This window comes from Dyadobacter ginsengisoli DSM 21015 (genome assembly GCF_059568735.1).
Genome location: NZ_JCANTY010000004.1, coordinates 285961 through 305410 on the forward strand (window position 1 = coordinate 285961; position 19450 = coordinate 305410).

Here is a 19450-nt window from a genome sequence, read left to right on the forward strand (position 1 = left end):
TTCAAATCCGGCCAAGGCTCTTACTCTGCCTCGCACGTTGGTTACTTGTAATGCTAAAAATAAAATGGCTTAAAATCGACTCCTTTTCTGCTGAACTGCAGCGTAGGTGCCGGTATTTTAATGGAATTGGCCAGGAAACCCAGTGTCCTGACAAACTTGTTCTTTGTCTTGATCTTTGTCAGATCGATGTCCACCGACAGATAATATTGGCGGTAGGGCCTATACCCCATTTCAACGCTTTTGTCTTTCTCAGCAGACACCATGCTCTGGATACCATAACCTACTGAAAGACTTAGCCATGCGGGCCATTTCGATCCCCTGAAAAATGACCTGGGGCTCGCTGAAAACCAGTAAGTCTGGCCGTTATAATCTTTCAGCCAGCTTTCATAGCGGTTACTCCCGAGCAGCTCTGGTCTTACCCTGGAAAGTGACGTATAGTGAAACGAAAATTTCGGTTGTATCCTTACTTCATCCCACAACGCGATTTGCCCCAGGTAAAGTGCCGAGCCCAATGTATTCGCCACCATATCGCCCGGCGAAAAACCATAATCCGGTGAAAAGCCATCCAGGATCTCAATAGGTGTTTGAAAAATAACGCCGGAAATGGCTCCATACACCAGCATCTGACGTTTCGAAATACCCGTCATTTTATAGAGGGCTGCTGTATGCCTTGCAATCTGGTACGATGTGTAAAGGTGCCCCATTTTGTCCATTTGTAACCACTCGTGGGTATCGTCCTGAACGGTAAACCGGGTCAGGCTGTTTTTATACCAGGATTTACTCAAACCATATAAAGTACCGAGATACAATCCCGACTGTGCTGCGAAAATACCTCGCAGCAGCGCGTAGTTGGGCCGTGCCTGCGGAATGGAGTCATGGGTTAGCGTATCGCGCGGGGCCGCGTCCTGTGCGCAAACTGTGCCGGAAACAACTGATACGAAGAAGTAAAGCAGTAAAAAAAAGAAACGCATTCGTTTGCCCGGAGGCCTGATACTAGTAACCACCGTGGTATTTCCTTAGTCCCCATTCGGATCCCAGCAATAAAACAAGAAGGAAAAACAGCCATTTCAGGTAAATCAGCTCCACCATCTCCTCGCTGCTGTCCAGCCTGTCTGCCGGGCGGTCACTTTTAAGTTTTTGAATAAAATTAGTGAGCGAAGACGGGGTAATAAAAGTGCCCCCTGATCGACGCGCCAGGTCGCGCAACATGCCAAAGTCGGCAGTGGTATTGTTCTGTTCCAGGTCGGCATTACGGATCACAAACTGCCCCGTTGCTTTCTCCTGGTTTCCTTTCAGTGTCGTCGTGGCCGCGAAACGGTACACGCCGTCGCCCAGTCCGCTTACATTGAACCGCGGCGATTCCTGGGAATGGGTATAGGTAAATTGTCTGATCTTCCCCTTTTCATCCACCAAATCCAGCTTCACTTCTTGTCCGAAAATCGGCTCGTAAATGTCGTTGTAGATCTCCGTCTGAAAAATCACCGGCTCACCGGCATCAAACTCGTTTCTGACAGGATAAACCCTGAATTTCCGACGGTCCTCTTTCACCGATAGTACCTGCACTAATTTCTGGAACAGGTTATCCACTACCTCTTGCTTGTTGGTTTGCGCAAACTCCTCCTGTCTCCATTGCCACAGCCCCTCTCCCGCCAGCACCGCTGTCTTCTGGTCGCCGCTCGTGTTCAGAACAAGCAAGGGCTTGGTCGTATTCAGTGTTCCTACTTTCTGGTACAAAATAGTCTCGGTCCCCGATGAAATATTGTACTCCCCGAATGGAACTGACAATGGGGGAAGTCGTTCCAGCAATTTCAGACTTTCCGCATCAAAGTTCAGTTGCTGGAATGAGGAATTAAATCGGGCTGTCACCTTGTCTGTCTGGTTATTAGCCGCCGCATTGATAAACAACGACCTGTTCAGCGAACTCGCGAGCGGAACTGCCGATTGATTTCCGAGGATAAAGAACAGCGGAATCTTCGCTTCGATAAATTTCCTGATCTGTGTGTTACCCAAACCCAGCACATTGGGTACCTGATGCAAAATGATCAGATCATAAGGCTTGGTCGAGGCGGGCGGGGTGTTGTTGATCGACAGGATATTGATATCCAGTTCGTAGTTATCGTTCGCCTCGATCACGCTGCGAATGCTTTTAATATCCGGATGTGGCGCAAGGGCCATCAGCAATATTTTCTGCCGACCGTCGATGATGTCGATATACACATCCTTCCGGTTGTTTCTTCCCGAGGTTTCTCCGGAAATTGCTCCGAGCTCGACGGTGTAGTGCTGCACTCCTTTCTGCGCAGACGATGTTTTAAAATCAAAAGCCTTGAAAAAATCAGGACGATCGATCACCACCTGCTGACTTTGTATCACACGTCCGTTCTGTTTGAGACTCACAGTCGTGGTTTTCCCCGCAAGTCCGTTGGCGACGATTTCCGCCCGCACCGGAAATTCATTCCCCAGATAAGCAATGCGGTTATTGACCACATCTTTCACGCGGATATCGAGGTCGGGGACCGAGTCACCGACAGCAAGCGTATTGATCTTGAAAGGATAACGGTTATAGGCAGGTGAAATACCTTGATTGACGATCCCGTCGGATAAAAGGATAACGTCTGTAAGGTTACGCCCTTCGTAGTTGCTGCCCACGCTCTGCAGCATTCCGCTGAGATCGGTTTTACGCCCCTCAAAACGGATAGAGTCGGGGTCGATGCGCCTGGAGTCCTCCAATGTCTCGATGCTCACTTCAAAACCCGATGCGGCGAGGTCCGCTACGGCAACTTTCACTGCACCCATTACATCCCGTCCATACTTACCCACCGATTCCGAGTTATCGATCGCGAAAACGACTTTGGCCTTATCCACCGAAGTTTCAGTTCTCCGGACCAGCGGGTTGAGTAGCAAAAAGCAGATAACCGCAACGGTAATTCCACGAAAAGCGGATAGAAGATAATTCAATCTTTTCCCCCAGGGTGCTTGCGGCTGGTAAAGCAAAAAGGCGTAGGCAGTCCCTGCGAGCAGACAGAAAAGGATGAACCAGGAAGGGGTTTGGAAGATAAGCTCGGACCGCATGTGTTGGGATTCAATAGCTGGCGACGTTACAATATACAACGAAACCGCCAGCTATTTACTAACGAAGAAAGACTCTATGTTAACATACCACCGTCCACCTGGATAACCTGGCCGGTAATATACCGCGACATATCCGAAGCAAGGAACACGCAGGCATCAGCGACTTCCTCAGGTTGCCCGCCCCGCTTCATCGGGATGGATTGCTTCCAGTCGTCTACCGCTTTGGCATCTACGGCATCGGTCATTTCCGTTTCTATGAAGCCGGGAGCTACCGCATTCGAGCGAATGTTTCGGGAGCCTAATTCCAGCGCGATCGATTTCGTAAAGCCGATAATACCGGCCTTGGAAGCAGCGTAGTTGGATTGGCCGGCATTACCACGGATCCCAACTACCGACGTAATATTGATGATAGATCCGCTTTTCGCCCGGATCATGGACTTGGTAGCGGCTTTGGTCAGGTTGAAAACCGATTTCAGGTTAATATTGATCACGGTGTCCCATTGCTCCTCGCTCATGCGCATGAGCAGACCATCCCGCGTTACACCCGCATTATTAATGAGAATATCCAACTTCCCGAAATCAGCTACAACATCGGTAACGAGTTGGTCGGCAGCGTCAAAATTGGATGCGTCGGAGCGATACCCCTTCGCTTTTACTCCAAATGCTTCAAGCTCTCTCGCCAAAGCTTCTCCTTTTTCGACACTGGACAAATATGTAAATGCGACATCAGCACCTTCCTGAGCCAGGCGCAACGCGATCGAACGTCCGATACCGCGCGAGGCTCCTGTTACCAATGCAACTTTATTTGCTACTAACTTCATAAATAGGATTAGAATCTGTCAAAATGTATACCGCCGGCAAAAATAGGATATTGGGCAGAGACCGGCAAATAAACAAAGTATGGTACTTTATCGCAAAATCACGTAATATTCAGGCAAAAAACCTTCTCCACCATTAAACCAACACGAAGCATGAACACTATGAATACTCAGAAAACGTCAGGAGCCTTCATTGCGGCCTCCTGGGTCGCATTAGGCACCGGCATGATCGGGTTTATCATCGGTCTCTGGAGGTCCGAGATGTTGTTGAGTGAAAAAGGATATTATTTTACGGTTCTCATGTACGGTCTCTTCGCAGCAGTCTCCGTTCAGAAAAGTGTCCGCGACCGGCTGGAGGGTATTCCGGTCACAGCCATTTACTATGGAATCAGCTGGTTTTCAACGATCCTGGCTATCGTTCTCCTGGTTGTCGGATTATGGAATGCGACCCTGCTCCCCAGCGAAAAGGGCTTTTACGCGTTTGCTTATCTTCTCGGCATTTTCGGTGCCATCGCAGTTCAGAAAAACACCCGGGATATGCAAATTTTCGACTCCGGAACCAATTTTTCAAAACCTTCTGACCTATGATGCTGTTATCCCTGAAGTGTATTTTTTGTACTAAAGCATCAGGTAATGACAGAAACAGTTAGAACAGCACTGATTACGGGAGGTTCCAAAGGTATTGGCTACGGCATCGCTGAATCATTGATCAGGGACGGGGTCCGCGTCGCAATCACCAGCCGGTCACAGGAAAATGCAGACCAGGCCGCCAGCACTTTGAACCGCATCCGCGAAGGTTACGCACTGGGCATCGCATCGGACGTCAGGAATCTGGCCTCGCAGGAAAAAGCGGTACAGACCGTACTCGGGCAATGGGGACGTCTCGACTATCTGGTTGCAAATGCAGGGGTAGGTCACTTTGCCCCTATCCAGGAGCTGAGCGCAGAACTGTGGCAGGAAACCATCGACATTAACCTTACCGGTGTATTTTTCAGTGCCAAAGCTTCCCTTGCTGCCCTCACGGAATCCAAAGGGTACTTCATCACCATATCCAGCCTGGCAGGGACCAACTTTTTCCCGGCGGGAACTGCTTACAATGCAAGCAAGTTCGGATTGGTGGGGTTCAGCCAAGCCATGATGATGGACGTTCGCAATGCGGGTATCAAGGTTACGACCATCATGCCTGGATCGGTGGCCACGGAGTTCAATAACCACGCACCGTCGGAAAAGGACGCCTGGAAAATCCAACCGGAAGACATCGGCCAGATTGTTTCCGACCTCATCAGAATGCCGGCAAGAACGCTGCCCAGCAAAATAGAAGTACGTCCATCGATGCCACCCAAATAGGCTGCGTTATCCGGGATCCGGAGTGGCCCATGCCCGCCTCAGATCCCGGACCATTTCGGATGCACATATACAGAGATCAGGAGAAGGCACCCCGCGATAAGAAGCAGAGGGATCTTATAAAGAATCAGCAATGTGAGCCCCACAAAACCGAGAAGCAGCACTTGCAGCGCATTCTCCGGCATACCTGCCCTTTTGTAAAAATACAAATGTGAAATAATCAACGCGGCCAGTCCAAGCAGATACAACTGCACGACCTCCCCGAAGCTTAAAGCTCCGTTGCGAATGGCAACAAGTGTTTCCGGTAAAATCAGAATGGCATGTATGACGAGCACCCTGCTCCACCTGGAAAAGACCGGCTGTGGCAAAGATCGCCCCCAAAGCCATATGGATGATTCCCAGAAATATAGCTCATAAGACAATCCCAGGTTCAGCAGATATGCCAGAGACAAACCTACGGCCGGCATCCGGATATCGTACTGACCGGTGCCATAGTAAAGGATGGTCCCCGCAGCAACCAGCATAGCCCCGAGCTTCCCGGCGATCAACGTGATGCCCCGCTCCCGGAACAACCATTCCAGTGACCAGTACAACCACGAAACCGGGCGTTTAAATGGCCATTGTATAATAGACCCTGTCTCGATCGGTACGTAAAGCACAGGGTTTCTGATCCTCCATTCGGCGGCGGCGGCCAGCGCAAGTGTGAATGAGATATAGAAAGGAATAATCGGCCACAAGCGTGCCAACAAACCGTCCTGAACGGCAATGATGGCCAGGTACACGCCGTAATATAAGACTGGCTGCAGAAAGCCGAGACCTTGCAGCACAAAACGCTTCCAGCGGGTCGCGGGCGACCATACCCGCGCATGAAATATAAATGTGTATTCGGGCAGCTTCCAGGTGCGTACCAAAAACTGGCCACACAACAGCGAGTAAGCCAGCCATAGCCCGAAAAGACAGACCATGCCATACCTCCCCGTCAGAAAAAATACCGCAAATGCATGGTGCTCGACGGCACTTAGAAAACCGAAGAGAATGCCCATCAAAACAAAGAACATTCCGGCCCGTTGTCTGAAAAAAGCTGATACTGTGGAAACCAGTAGCATTTTCATGGCAAATCGGCACTGACAAGCGTTTTGTCCTTCAAACGAAAACTTTGTGATACGTGGAGGCCCTCCTGTTCGAAAAGCTGGTGGGATGAAAGCAGGAATGTCACGCCCTTCTTATAGTAATCCCGGATCAGGTGAAAAAGCACTTCCCGCGCCTCCCGGTCAATGGTGATAAGTGGTTCATCGAGAATGATCAGCGATGGCTCTCCGAGAAATGCGAGCAGGAGGGAGACTTTTTTAACCATTCCGCTGGAACAGCTGCCAAAAGGATTCTGAAGATAATGAACACCGAAAGCCTCCGTCAAGCTATCACATTGCTCTTTAGACGCCCGCTGCGCCTCAGCAACAAACGCGATCAGATCGGCGGGTGTCAGGAATGCCGGATAAAGAGGCTCGGCCTCTCCCAGATTCAGCTTTAAACGGTAGTCCACGGGATTTTTCTTCAGGTCGTACCGGCCGTCGAGTTTGACTGTTCCTTCAAAAGGCAGCATCCCCGCCAGAGTCCGGAAAAGCGTCGATTTGCCGGCACCATTCTCTCCCTGAATCCAGTAAATACCGTGATTGATCCGGAATGAAGAAATTGAAAGAATTTCCCGGTTGCCGTAACGCTGACTCAGATGCTCGATTTCCAGTACCATGCTGCGCTGAATACCCGTTTCAGGGATGAAGGTCAAACTCGTCTTTCAGGCATTGCAACGCTACGGACTCTTCATAACGGTAGAGGTCCTTGTCGAACATCGCATTATGCCCTGCATTCTGAAGGCTGATCCAGCTATGGGTGGCGTATGGATCATAATCGAAATGCCGGAAGCTGTGACCAGCATTGTTCATGTCGGCAAACCATTTCACGCCTACATCCAGCCGGTCGTAAGAACCGAACGCAGCACCTTTTCCCTGCGGGCTTGTATCTTTCCGCGTCTTTTCCAGGTCGATCATCGCCACGTACTCATTCAGCCTGCATTCCGGCAACGGCCATGGCGCTGCCCGATCAACCACGCGCCCGTACTCGGCTGTGCGCGCCTGCGGGTAAGCAGCGGCCAGTTTCATCAGCTCCTCATAACCCGGTTTGTATTCCGTATATTTTTCCGGGCCGCATAACCCCGCTTCCAGTGCCGGACAAACCCAGCATTGCCCGATCCTCCCGATTCCCGATGCGGCACCAATCCCATTCACATATTCGCCCACAAGATCTCCTTTGAAATACACATCATTATGAATGACAAGCAGGTATTTCTGATCGGATTTCTCCCAGGCATATTGATAGCGGATCGCATGGCGATACCGCTTGAACTTCAAAAGAAAATTGAATTTTACATTATTGGTCCAAAGCCAGACATTTGGCTTGTAATAGGCGATTTTGTCGCCAAAGTGATCAAAAATGAATTTAAAATTGGGAGGCTCCGGCTGTTTGGCTTCTTCAACGAAGTAAATTTTATTGATCCATTGGTGCGAATGCTTCATCAGCGTCAACAGTGTAATAGCCGTCTGATAAGGCTTGCCATAAGCATTGATAGCCACATCCACACATGCCTTTGGAGAGTTACTCATTGTGTATGTTGTTCGTTCATTCAATAACAGTGGCCAAAGTTGGCCATTTAATCAGAATTCCCGGTTGTTGGCCGCAAAAAATTAGCGAGCGTGAGCGGTTATCCGGCACCCCTTCTTCCCGGCAATCGGAATATAATTGTTTCAAAATAAGACTCTTCCGGCAACCGGCATTATGAAATTTCATATTTTCATTGATCACAAATTTCGGGAGATGTATATTTGAAAAAATTTTAAATAACTCTCGCAAGTATTTTCAAAATTTTACAAATCCATATTCCTACCTGCCCTAACGATCATACCAGACACCTATGAACACCAATCGCCGCTCCTTTCTCCGCCTTTCAGCGTTCGCTTTACCCTTCGCCCGGGTGAACCGGTTGTTCGCGCAAACACCTATTGCCAATAAGCCTCTCGTTATCTCAACCTGGGACAGCGGCCAGATTTCCAATGCTGCCGCATGGCCTGTGCTGGCAAAAGGCGGAAAAGCGATCGATGCGGTAGAACAAGCAGCCATAGCCATTGAAAACGACATCAATTGCTGCGTCGGATTAGGCGGGAACCCCGATCGCGACGGGCACGTGACGCTCGACGCCTGCATTATGGACGAAAAGTCGAACTGCGGGTCCGTGGCATTTCTTGAGCGGATTAAACACCCGATATCGGTAGCCCGGAAGGTCATGGAAACCACGCCTCACGTGTTCCTGGCCGGTGAAGGAGCACAGCAGTTTGCATTGGCGAACGGCTTCAAACTGGAATCAGCAAAACTTTCGCCCGACGCGGCCAAGGAATACAAAAACTGGCTTAAAAAAGCTGAATATAAGCCAGTTATTAACATAGAGCACCAACAATCAAAACCGGAAAAAGGCCATGGCCCATTCGCTCCGGCACGACTCGATGACGGTTCTTTCAACCACGACACGATGGGTACCCTGGCGTTGGATGCCAACGGCGACCTGTCGGGGATGTGCACCACGAGCGGCATGGGCTTCAAAATGCGCGGCCGCGTAGGCGACTCTCCCATTATCGGCGCCGGCTTGTTCGTTGATAATGAAATCGGTGCGGCAACGTCGTCTGGCCAGGGCGAAGAAGTGATCCGCATTTGCGGAACGCACCTGGTGGTGGAATTTATGCGCGCGGGGGCCTCGCCGGAAGAAGCTTGTAAAAAAGCAATCGAACGCATCGTAAAGCGTGATCCGGAGCGGGCAAAGACGTTTCAGGTGGGCTTTCTGGCTGTAAACAAGCAAGGCGAAGTAGGTGCTTTCTCAGTACAGCCCGGTTTTGCTTACACCATTACTACAGGCGACGGCGAGGGGAAAGTGATTCCTTCAAAAAGCCATTTCGACTAAGCAAGAGCAATGCATTGAGCAATACTGAATTCTAACTATCTCTTAACCAACATGAATCTTAAATCGACAGCTTTGCTGCTGACCGGGATGCTTTTTGCCTCCGGTTCGTACGCACAGCAGCATTCGGAGCAAAATCACTCCAAATATGTAGCGCCCACAGACCCACTCGTACAACAGAAATTAAGCAAGTGGCAGGATGTCAAATTCGGATTGCTGATGCACTGGGGTACATATAGCCAATGGGGCATTGTAGAATCCTGGTCGCTCTGTCCCGAGGATGAAGGATGGTGTGAACGCCGCGGACCTCATTCGCATGACTGGTACGAGTACAAAAAGGCTTATGAAGACATCTCCAAAACATTCAATCCGGTCAAATTCAACCCGGAGCGCTGGGCGGTGGCGGCAAAGAATGCAGGAATGAAGTATGTGGTTTTTACAACAAAGCACCACGACGGGTTTTCGATGTTCGATTCGAAGTACACCGACTATAAAATCACCAATACGCCATTCAAGAGTAACCCGAAGGCAAATGTAACCAAGGAGGTCCTGGCCGCATTCCGTAACCAGGGCTTTATGACGGGCACCTATTTCTCCAAACCCGACTGGCATACGGATTCTTACTGGTGGCCTTACTTCCCACCCAAGGACCGGAACGTTTCCTACGATCCCAAAAAGCGCCCGGAACTTTGGAGCAAATTCAAAGACTTCACCTACAACCAGATCGAAGAGCTCATGTCGGATTACGGCTCCGTGGACATCCTCTGGCTCGACGGCGGCTGGGTAAGGCCATTCAGCTCGATCGATACCACCATCAGCTGGCAAAAAACCATTCCATACGACCAGGACATCGACATGGCCCGCATCGCCAAAATGGCACGTTCACATCAGCCGGGCCTATTGGTCGTAGATCGTACCGTGACCGGCGAATTTGAGAACTATGTAACGCCGGAACAGTCGATCCCCGACCATTATATGTCCATCCCCTGGGAATCCTGCATGACAATGGGAGATTCGTGGTCATATATCCCGAAAGAAAATTTCAAATCGACTCAAAAACTCGTGCATACCCTCGTGGACATCGTAGCGAAAGGCGGCAACCTGCTCCTGAATGTGGCGCCCGGCCCCGATGGCGAATGGCATGAAGAAGCGTATCAGCGCCTGGAAGAAATGGGCAAGTGGATGAATGTAAATGGTATAGGTATTTATGAGACCAAGCCTTTGGCACCTTATCGCCAGGGTAAATGGGCCTATACCAAAAAGGGAGACACTATTTACGCATTCTATCTGGCCGACGCCGGCGAAAAACTGCCCGCCAGCCTGAAACCGGAAGGACTGGAAATTCCGGCAAAAACGAAAATTACATTTGCAGGTAGTAAAAAGGTCTTGAAGCTGAAAAATGGTGCCATTGAACTTCCGGCTAAGATTGTCGCGGAAGTGGGAATGCAGCCTGCTTATGTATTCGTGGTTAGCCGGGATTGAGGAAGGAAGGTCTAATCGCTTTTATGACGCCTTGCCATTCCACTTTTCGGGAATCCAATCAGCCTTCCTTTTAAGAGAGTTTCGTTTTCCGACTTAACAATGAATGTTTTTGTTACAGTTTTTAAGTTTCAGTCAATACATTCTGTTGATTTCACCATGAGCCGACAGGAACCTTGGCAAAAAAATTTGTGAACTCTTTTAAAAAAACGATCTTCACTACGGATTTACATTCAACCGTGAAACCCCTATCTGCATCATCAGAAACACCTTTTCAAAATGATTAAACAAATAACTGGCCTCCTCTGCCTGACGGCATCGATCGCATTTGCGCAAACGCCCCCAAAGCCGTATGGAGCGCTGCCTGCACCGCGCCAAATCGCGTGGCACGAAACCGAGGTATACGGTATCATGCATTTTACCCCTACCACTTTCGAAAACAAGGAATGGGGCTACGGCGACGCTGATCCGAAGACGTTTAATCCCACGGATTTCAATGCAGACCAGATCGTCCAGGCTGCCAAAGCCGGTGGATTGCGCGGCATCGTACTCGTAGCCAAACACCACGACGGGTTCTGTCTCTGGCCTACTAAAACAACAGATTACAATATTACCAAAAGCCCCTTCCGCGACGGGAAAGGCGACCTGGTCAAAGAGGTAGCCGACGCCGCCCGCAAACACGGCCTGAAATTCGGCGTTTACTGCTCCCCCTGGGACCGCAACAATGCCCAGTACGGCACCCCCGAATACATTAACATCTATCGTGAGCAGCTGCGCGAACTGTACACCAACTACGGCGACCTGTTCATGTCATGGCACGACGGAGCTAACGGCGGTGACGGTTATTACGGCGGCGCACGCGAGAAGCGTTCCATCGATAATACAACGTACTATCAGTGGGATTCGACGTGGACGAATTATACGCGCAAATTGCAACCTAATGCCAGCATTTTCAGCGATATCGGCTGGGATGTTCGCTGGGCAGGCAACGAGGATGGCAGCGTAAACCCGACTTCGTGGGCAACCCTCACCCCCAAACCATCCGAAGGACAGCATGTAGCCGTGCCGGGCCAGGCTAATGCCACCGAAAACCCGGGCGGTACCCGTGGCGGAAAATTCTGGATCCCTGCCGAATGTGATGTTCCGCTTCGCAAAGGCTGGTTCTATCACTCGACGGAAAAACCTAAAACCCCTGAAAAGCTTTTCGACCTCTATTTGAAAAGCGTGGGCCGCGGAGCTGCGCTCGACCTCGGCCTTGCGCCCGATACACGCGGACAGCTACACAGCGACGATGTTGCGGCACTCAAATCATTCGGCGATCACGTGAAGAATACATTTTCGAACAACCTTGTCTCACGTGCATCTTCCCGGGCTGTTAACGTCCGCGGCTACAACTCCGTGTACAGTGCCAAAAACCTGCTCGACGGCAAAACCGACACTTACTGGGCTACCGACGATGACTTCAAAACGCCGGAAGTAACCGTCGAGATGACCCAACCCATGGTGTTCGATATCATCAGTATTCAGGAATATATCAAGCTTGGTCAGCGTATCGAGGAATTCGCGGTCGATGCCTGGGTTGACAATGACTGGAAGGAAATCTACAAAGGAACAAGCGTTGGCGCCAAGAAGCTTGCCAAGCTCGACGCGCCGGTAACAACCCAGAAAGTTCGCCTCAGAATCACCAAGTCTCCCGTCAGCATCGCCATCAGCGAGTTCGGGCTTTACAAGGACTCGGAATAATCACTAAAAAAAAAGGCGCTGTCCGGTTTTACCAACAGCGCCTTTTTGATTTGTTATTGTTTCGTCAATCTCTCCAACCTCGCATACATTTCCAGCATCGCTCCCTGGTCGATCAGCGTTTTGACCGGCTTCCGGCCCAGCAGGCCTTTTGCATCCCGCTCGTCTTTCCAGATCCGTTCGGCATCGGCGACGAAAATCTGAAAATCGCCGGCTGTCGGATCGATCTTATACAGTTCCTCAAAGCCACGCAGCAGCACTACGTTGAACCAATAGTTATCGGGAAGTTTGTTATTGCGATAAAAATGCTTCTTAGAGGCTTCCGCCAGTATTCTTGCTTCATCCAGATACTCCTGTTTGCCTGTAATTTCGTGCAGCAACACGGCCGATTGCAGCATCGTACCGGTATTGTAACTGTATTTTGCCGAATCGATTTTCAGGGACGGGATCTTGATCGCGTCGTAATAAACACCATCCGGTGAACGCAATTGCTTTTTTGTCCAGTCGTAAAGCTGAACGGCAGTGTTGAGGTATTCCTGGTCTTTCTTAACCTTGTAAAGCTGCAATGCTACCAATATTCCCGGGCCATTGGAACAGGTATTCTTCGTATTCTTTTCGTCCTCTTTCCAATAAAGTCCGCCGCCCGCCTTGGTGTCGTACCCTGTCATCATAAACTTGTAGATCTCTTCGGCCACCACCAGGTAATCCTTTTCACCCGTGCGGTTGTACGCATCCAGGCACGCGATCGCAATCCATTGATTGTCGTCGTAAAACCGTGAGTCTTTTTGCTCGCTGGTTACATATGCCTGGTATCCGGGTGCCGGAGCCTGTGTGTTGTAGTACTGCCGGATTGCTCCCAGCACGGGCTTCATATACTGCTTGCCCGGGCTTACGGATTCCGATTCGGTAGCGGCCTGAAGCAATGCGCAAAGCGGCCAGAGGTAGGAATGCGGCTTTTCATTTTTCCCATTGGTTTCCAGAAAAAGCCCGGTCGACGACTCGTAGAAAACACCTTCAATGTTATACATGATCTGGCCTCTCCGCGCCTTGTAATCGGGAGATTCCTGTGCGGAAGCGGCGTTCCAGCTGCTCAATCCCAGCAACACCAGGACTGAAGGGTAAATGAATTTCATAAAATAGTTTCGTTTTTATTTTTGACTAGAAGTACCGCGTTTAAGGTTCTCTACTTGGTAAGTTATGCCAATCCGCCTTCATGAGGCTTTTCCAACCCATTTCCATCAAGCACAGACCTTTCTGGCCGGAGCTATATCCGGCAAGGCAAAAGTGAATATTCACAGCTCCCCGGGCACAAATTGATATCGCGGGTGCTAGCGTTTTAAAACAAAATCCTTAAAATTGTCAAAATAATAATCCAATTATCCTAAAACAGATGATGGAATACAACGAACAGGCCAAGGCATCTCGCCGGGATTGGCTCAAAACCGTTGCACTCGGCGGTGCAGCTGCCATGACAGGCCACGTAGCTCAGGCTAAAACCCGCGATTCGGCCCCGGTGGCCCGACGGATACCACTGGCGGTGTCTACCTATTCCTATTGGCATTTTCAGGAACAAAAATACCCGGTGGAAAAGGTGATCGAAGATGCGGCCAGGCTCGGGTTCGACGGAGTGGAAATACTCCACCGCCAGATGGACAACGAAACGGTGCCTTACATGAACAAACTGAAAAGGCTCGCATTCGATAACGGACTGGCCTTGCCGTTGCTTTCTATCCATCAGAGCTTTGTACAACCCAAGCCGGAAGACCGCAAAAAGGACATTGAACATACCATAAAATGTATTAACCTTGCGACCCAAATGGGAATTCCGGCCATCAGGATGAACACCGGCAGCTGGCGTACCGTGAAGCGCGATGCCAACTATTATAAGGATGGCAAAGAGCCGCCGGTCCAGGGTTACACGGATAGGGATGCAATCAAATGGTGCATCGATTCCATGGGAGAATGCCTCGTGGCAGCAGAAAAAGCAGGTGTCGTGCTCGCGATCGAAAATCACTGGGGGCTGTCGTCGAACATCGACTATCTGCTGGAAATTTACAAGCCGCTGGCCTCTTCTCCGGCAATGGGTATGAATGTGGACACGGGTAATTTCGTAGGGGATCCCTACCCGCAATTCGAACGCCTGGCACCTTACGCGACGATCGTACAAGCCAAGACCTATTATGGCGGCGGACATTACTATGACCTCGATCTGGATTACAAGCGGATCGCGGCTATTTTGAGAAAGGCTAATTTCAAAGGCTATATATCGCTGGAAATGGAAGGCAAAGAAGATCCCAACATTGCCGTGCCGAAAAGCCTCAAATTATTCAGGGAAGTGTTCAGTTAAGCACTCCCGCAAAGGCAATCATAATTATATTCTGTAGTTAATAAAGTGCGTCTTCTCTGGGGCCGCACTTTTTTTTTACCACTGAAATACTCTCCTGGCAAAAGCTAGTCCCTGCATCGCCTCGAAGACCCCCTCACAACCAGCTCGGTATTCAAAACCCGCTTTTCATTAACAATAATCTCGTCTGCATCCACCAGTTGCAGGATCCATTCCGCAGTGGTACGTCCGATCTGCATAGTAGGCTGGCGAACGGTGGTGAGCCCCGGACCGATGTAAGCAGATTCTGCATTGTCGCTGAAACCGACGACGCCGAGCTCATCGGGAATGGAAATACCTTTTTCCTGCGCCATCAGCATGATTTCTATGGCTGAGGAGTCGTTTACGGCAAAAATCGCGTCGGGCCGGTCGGCCAGGTCGAGGAGGTACTGGCCGTAAATCCGCGCCTTTTGCTGGGTAAGCATTCCCTGGATGATCATATGGTCCTTGATCGGCTTGCCGTACTTTTCCATCGCCGCCCGGTAACCCCGCAGCCGCTCCTGGCTTACCTGCAACGTGAGTGGCCCGCCGAGATGCGCAATGCGTTCGTAGCCATTCAAAATAAGATGTTCTACTGCCTTAAATGACGCCTCGAAGTCGTTTACGACCACTTTAGGTACATCGATCTGGTCGCACACCCGGTTGAACTGGATCAGCGGAATACCCCGCTTCGCAAAAAGGCTGAGGTGATCGAAGTTATTGGTTTCCTGCGTGAGGGAGATCAGCAGGCCATCGATCCGGTTGGCAAGCATCGCACGGACATTCGAAATCTCGACCTGATAGGATTCGTTGCTCTGCATGATCGTCAGGTTATAACCCGCTTCCGTCAACACCTCATGGGCGCCGATGATCACATTGGGAAAGAACGGATTGTGAAACTCAGGGACGATCATGCCAATGGTGTTCGTCCTGCTCTTCGCCAGATTATACGCCAGCTGGTTCGGCTGATAGTCGAGTTGTGCAGCTTTATCCAGTACCGCCTGGCGCGTTTCCGGACTGATATCCGCGTGCCCGTGCAAGGCCCGCGAAACCGTGGAATTCGACACCCCCAGCGATTTGGCGATATCGATAATGGTGGTCTGGTGCCTTCTCCGCTTTACCAGCGATTCGACCGAGTCGTCCTTTTCCGCCTGCGTGAAATAGTAATTACACCATTTGCACAGATAGCGTTGCTTGCCGCGCACATAGCCTGCTTTCATGATACCATCCACCTGTGCACACTTCACGCACTGAATCATATTGATTGTATTTTTTAAATAATTCCCCTATTACCTGCCGGTTTACAGCCACGAAATCCCATCAACTACAAAAATATAAAATTTTCCAATTAAACATCTGCAAAATCATATATCGGGAACGTCTCCGCAAACGTTCCCGATAGTTTTTATTCAAATTCAGGATTTTTCGGGCTTAAAACTGCATTGATCTCGCCTGTCTGCGGAGCTATATTTAGGTAGCAACGGCAATTCGGCATGCAAATCAGGTGCCAGGAACGATTGCAAACAGCACCTGAAAAGCGAAATAAATTGTACTATTTCAATTTTATCCTTTTGATCAAACCCTAATTTTTACCTACATGAAGAAAAAAATACGTGACATGTTCCTGCTCAGCTTGCTCTGCCTGGGCATTACACCGTCGTTACTGGCGCAAAATGCGACAGTGAAAGGCAAGGTAACCGACGAAAAAGGCGAAATAATTCCCGGAGTGAGCATCACTATACAAGGCACACAACAGGGAACACTTACCGATGCCGAAGGCGTATACACCATCCAGGCGTCGGGCAATGCAACACTCGTATTTTCATTTCTGGGATACCTGAAAGAGGAAGTAGCCGTCGCCAACCGCTCCACAGTGGATGTTTCACTGAAAACAGATACCAAAGCACTCGAAGAAGTGGTGGTAGTAGGGTATGGAACACAGCGAAAAGTCGAGACAACCGGCTCCATCGCATCCGTAAAGGCTGCCGATCTGGTCCAAACTCCTGTTGCGAACATCGCACAAGGCCTTCAGGCGCGCGTTGCCGGGGTGCAGATTAACCAGAACTCAGGTTCACCGGGCGGCAACATCAGTGTCAGGATCAGGGGAACCAACTCCATCAACGGATCTTCGGAGCCGCTTTATGTAATCGACGGGATCCAAGTTTCCAACGGTGGCGGTATTACGGACGTGAGTCCGCTTTCGACGATCAACCCGAATGATATCGAATCTGTTGAAGTATTGAAAGATGCCTCCGCATCGGCCATTTACGGTGCCCGTGCGGCCAACGGTGTCATCCTGATCACTACCAAAAGAGGTAAAAACGGTTCGACACGCGTGACCTATGACGGCTATTATGGCACTCAGAAGGTAAACAAGATGCTGGACGTTCTGAATGCATCGGAGTTCGCGCAGGTTGAAAATGAAGTATTCAAAAACAATTACTACCCCGACCCCGCTTCACTCGGCGAGGGTGTCAACTGGCAAAAACTGATCTTCCGCAAAGCGCCGATCCAGAACCACCAGCTTTCGATCAATGGGGGCAGCGAAAAAACCCAGCTGGCGATGTCGCTCAATTACTTCGATCAGGACGGCACATTGATCGGGTCTCAGTTTCAGCGTTATTCTTACCGGCTTAACCTCGATCATCACATCAGCAAGAACGTGAAGGTCGGTACCAGCATCCTGGGTAGCTATTCCATTGCCAACGGTGTCCAGACAGGCGGTACCAACATCGGTGATGGTGGCGCAGTACTCTCCTCCGTATTGGGGGCGGCCATCGGCGCACCTCCTATGCTACAACCCTATCGCCCCGATGGCAGCATTTTCCCATTCGGCGAACAGGCCGGCGGACAGTACCGCGAGGTTGTGAACCCGCTGAACTTCTCGGCAGTGCTAAACAAACGCGCCATCAAACGTACGTTGGCCAACCTGTACGGAGAATTCAATCTTTTCAAAGGCCTCACCTACCGGGCGTCTTTCAACCTCGATCAGAAGGGAGAACTGTTTGACGGTTACTCGCCCCGGTCGATCGTCAACAAAAGCGACCTGAATGACAACTCCGGCTCAGGGACCAAAGCCAATTCCAACTATCTGGCTCTATTGCACGAAAGTATCCTGACTTATAGCACCACATTTGCCAAAATACATTCATTCAAAGCCACGGCGGTGTTCGGTACCCAGCTTGAACAAGGCAATTCCAATATCATGAGCGCCTCCGGCTTCCCCAACGATGCTACCAGAAACGAGGCGATGCAGCTTGCATTGACCCGCACGATCAGCAGTGGCCGGAGCAGCCAGCGCCTCGATTCCTACATGGCACGTGTAAACTACGGCTTCAAAGACAAGTTCTTCATCGACGTTACAGCCCGTGTAGACGGTTCCAGCAAGTTCGGGGCCAACCACAAATATGGTCTGTTTCCCGCAGTGTCTGCCGCCTACCGCCTGATCGAAGAGCCATTCATGAAGGATATCACCTGGCTGTCGGATTTCAAACTGCGCGGAAGTTATGGTATTACGGGTAACGCAGGAGGCATCGATCCCTACCAGTCATTGGCGACTGTGGCTACCGGCAACAGCTATATGATCAACCATACCTACGTCACAGGTATCGAGCCTACCGGCATTGCCAACCCCGACCTGCGCTGGGAGCGGTCTAAACAAACCAATCTCGGTGTGGATATCAGCCTGCTGAACAACCGCGTCAGCATCATTGCGGATGTGTACCAGAAAAAAACAGATGATCTTCTGTATGTCAAGACCTTACCACTCAGTTCAGGTTACGGCAATATCACCGGAAACTTCGCCGCATTGCAAAACAAGGGCCTCGAACTGGCTGTAAATGCACGTATCCTGGATGGCAAACTGAAGTGGGACGTTTCGGCGAATGCAACCATCAACCGCAACAAGGTGCTCGACCTGGACGGCGGTGTTACCAACGAGCGCTTCATGACCACTTACACGATCCTCAAAATCGGACAGCCGCTGGGTATGTTCAAGAGCTATGTCTTCGACGGCGTAAACCAGACCGGTGAAACCATCCTGCCGGGTTATGACGGACGCCTCGGAGGGCACAAAGTAAAAGACATTACCGGTGACGGACAGATTACTGCCGCTGACCAGATGATCGTCGGTAATCCCAACCCGAAATTCATCTATGGTTTTTCAACGAATCTGTCTTACAAAGGTTTCGACCTGGGCGCTTTCATTTCCGGCTCACAGGGTAACGACATTTACAATGCCAGCCGTCTTTCTTTTGAAAATCCGTTGGGACAGCGAAATCTGCTCGCAGGCGTGGCAAACCGCTGGTCACCAACCAACCCGAACAACCAGTATGTAAGCGGGTTTCAGGGTGGCCGTCTGCCGATCAGCAACTATGTGGTAGAAGACGGTTCATACCTGCGCTGCAAAAACCTGACGCTGGGCTACACAGTGCCACGGTTCAAAGGTGTGCAGGGCATTCGCCTGTATGTGAGCGCGAACAACCTGTTTACGATCACGAATTACAGCGGCTACGACCCCGAGGTGAATACGTATGCCGGCTCGAACACGGTCATTGGCGTGGATAACTTCGTGTATCCCCAGTCCAGATCATTCCTGGGCGGTATCCAGGTCACATTCTAAATCGCCCCTAAATCCTC

At 50.4% G+C, this 19450-nt stretch carries 15 protein-coding genes; 7 read left to right on the top strand and 8 right to left on the bottom strand.

Annotated features, from left to right (window positions below):
- Window positions 1-53: 53 nt before the first annotated feature.
- From BP71_RS16350 to fabG, 3 genes are all read right to left on the bottom strand, one after another.
- Window positions 54-971: a DUF2279 domain-containing protein gene (locus BP71_RS16350; RefSeq protein ID WP_496381037.1), complete on the bottom strand. Its 918-nt coding sequence runs from the start codon at window positions 969-971 to the stop codon at window positions 54-56.
- A gap of 22 nt (window positions 972-993) precedes the next feature.
- Window positions 994-3069, bottom strand: coding sequence for a BTB/POZ domain-containing protein (locus BP71_RS16355; RefSeq protein WP_496381039.1), 2076 nt, complete (start codon window positions 3067-3069; stop codon window positions 994-996).
- Between the two features lie 74 nt (window positions 3070-3143).
- Complete coding sequence (gene fabG, locus BP71_RS16360) at window positions 3144-3890, bottom strand: 3-oxoacyl-[acyl-carrier-protein] reductase (protein ID WP_496381041.1); 747 nt, start codon at window positions 3888-3890, stop codon at window positions 3144-3146.
- Window positions 3891-4040: 150 nt separating this feature from the next.
- Between fabG and yiaA the strand changes: the two genes are divergently transcribed.
- Both yiaA and BP71_RS16370 read left to right on the top strand, forming a co-directional pair.
- Window positions 4041-4475: an inner membrane protein YiaA gene (yiaA, locus tag BP71_RS16365; RefSeq protein WP_496381042.1), complete on the top strand. Its 435-nt coding sequence runs from the start codon at window positions 4041-4043 to the stop codon at window positions 4473-4475.
- A gap of 45 nt (window positions 4476-4520) precedes the next feature.
- Window positions 4521-5234, top strand: coding sequence for an SDR family oxidoreductase (locus BP71_RS16370; protein WP_496381044.1), 714 nt, complete (start codon window positions 4521-4523; stop codon window positions 5232-5234).
- A 38-nt stretch (window positions 5235-5272) separates the two neighbouring features.
- On the opposite strand, the gene BP71_RS16375 is transcribed toward BP71_RS16370, so the two are convergent.
- Genes BP71_RS16375 through BP71_RS16385 form a run of 3 tightly spaced genes read right to left on the bottom strand, consistent with a single transcriptional unit; the run spans window position 5273 to window position 7888 of the window.
- On the bottom strand, window positions 5273-6343 hold the full coding sequence (locus BP71_RS16375) for a hypothetical protein (RefSeq protein WP_496381046.1): 1071 nt from the start codon (window positions 6341-6343) through the stop codon (window positions 5273-5275).
- Complete coding sequence (locus BP71_RS16380; RefSeq protein ID WP_496381048.1) at window positions 6340-7014, bottom strand: ABC transporter ATP-binding protein; 675 nt, start codon at window positions 7012-7014, stop codon at window positions 6340-6342. Before BP71_RS16380 ends, BP71_RS16375 begins: the two co-directional genes overlap by 4 nt.
- Entirely contained in the window at window positions 6998-7888 is an 891-nt protein-coding gene (locus BP71_RS16385) for a hypothetical protein (RefSeq protein WP_496381050.1), read from the bottom strand. The genes BP71_RS16380 and BP71_RS16385 overlap by 17 nt, the downstream gene beginning before the upstream one ends.
- 308 nt (window positions 7889-8196) lie before the next feature.
- On the opposite strand from BP71_RS16385, the gene BP71_RS16390 reads away from it, so the two are divergent.
- From BP71_RS16390 to BP71_RS16400, 3 genes are all read left to right on the top strand, one after another.
- On the top strand, window positions 8197-9234 hold the full coding sequence (locus BP71_RS16390) for an isoaspartyl peptidase/L-asparaginase family protein (RefSeq protein ID WP_496381052.1): 1038 nt from the start codon (window positions 8197-8199) through the stop codon (window positions 9232-9234).
- Window positions 9235-9285: 51 nt separating this feature from the next.
- Complete coding sequence (locus BP71_RS16395; protein ID WP_496381054.1) at window positions 9286-10713, top strand: alpha-L-fucosidase; 1428 nt, start codon at window positions 9286-9288, stop codon at window positions 10711-10713.
- Window positions 10714-10989: 276 nt separating this feature from the next.
- Entirely contained in the window at window positions 10990-12453 is a 1464-nt protein-coding gene (locus BP71_RS16400) for an alpha-L-fucosidase (RefSeq protein WP_496381056.1), read from the top strand.
- A gap of 53 nt (window positions 12454-12506) precedes the next feature.
- Here BP71_RS16400 and BP71_RS16405 read toward each other — a convergent pair whose 3' ends face one another.
- Window positions 12507-13583: a glycoside hydrolase family 76 protein gene (locus tag BP71_RS16405; protein WP_496381058.1), complete on the bottom strand. Its 1077-nt coding sequence runs from the start codon at window positions 13581-13583 to the stop codon at window positions 12507-12509.
- A 257-nt stretch (window positions 13584-13840) separates the two neighbouring features.
- Here BP71_RS16405 and BP71_RS16410 point away from each other — a divergent pair, with 257 nt between their 5' ends.
- Window positions 13841-14797: a sugar phosphate isomerase/epimerase family protein gene (locus BP71_RS16410; protein WP_496381060.1), complete on the top strand. Its 957-nt coding sequence runs from the start codon at window positions 13841-13843 to the stop codon at window positions 14795-14797.
- A 104-nt stretch (window positions 14798-14901) separates the two neighbouring features.
- On the opposite strand, the gene BP71_RS16415 is transcribed toward BP71_RS16410, so the two are convergent.
- Window positions 14902-16071 (bottom strand): LacI family DNA-binding transcriptional regulator, encoded by a 1170-nt coding sequence (locus BP71_RS16415; RefSeq protein ID WP_496381062.1) that lies wholly within the window; start codon window positions 16069-16071, stop codon window positions 14902-14904.
- Window positions 16072-16409: 338 nt separating this feature from the next.
- Here BP71_RS16415 and BP71_RS16420 point away from each other — a divergent pair, with 338 nt between their 5' ends.
- Entirely contained in the window at window positions 16410-19433 is a 3024-nt protein-coding gene (locus BP71_RS16420) for a SusC/RagA family TonB-linked outer membrane protein (protein WP_496381064.1), read from the top strand.
- Window positions 19434-19450: the final 17 nt, after the last annotated feature.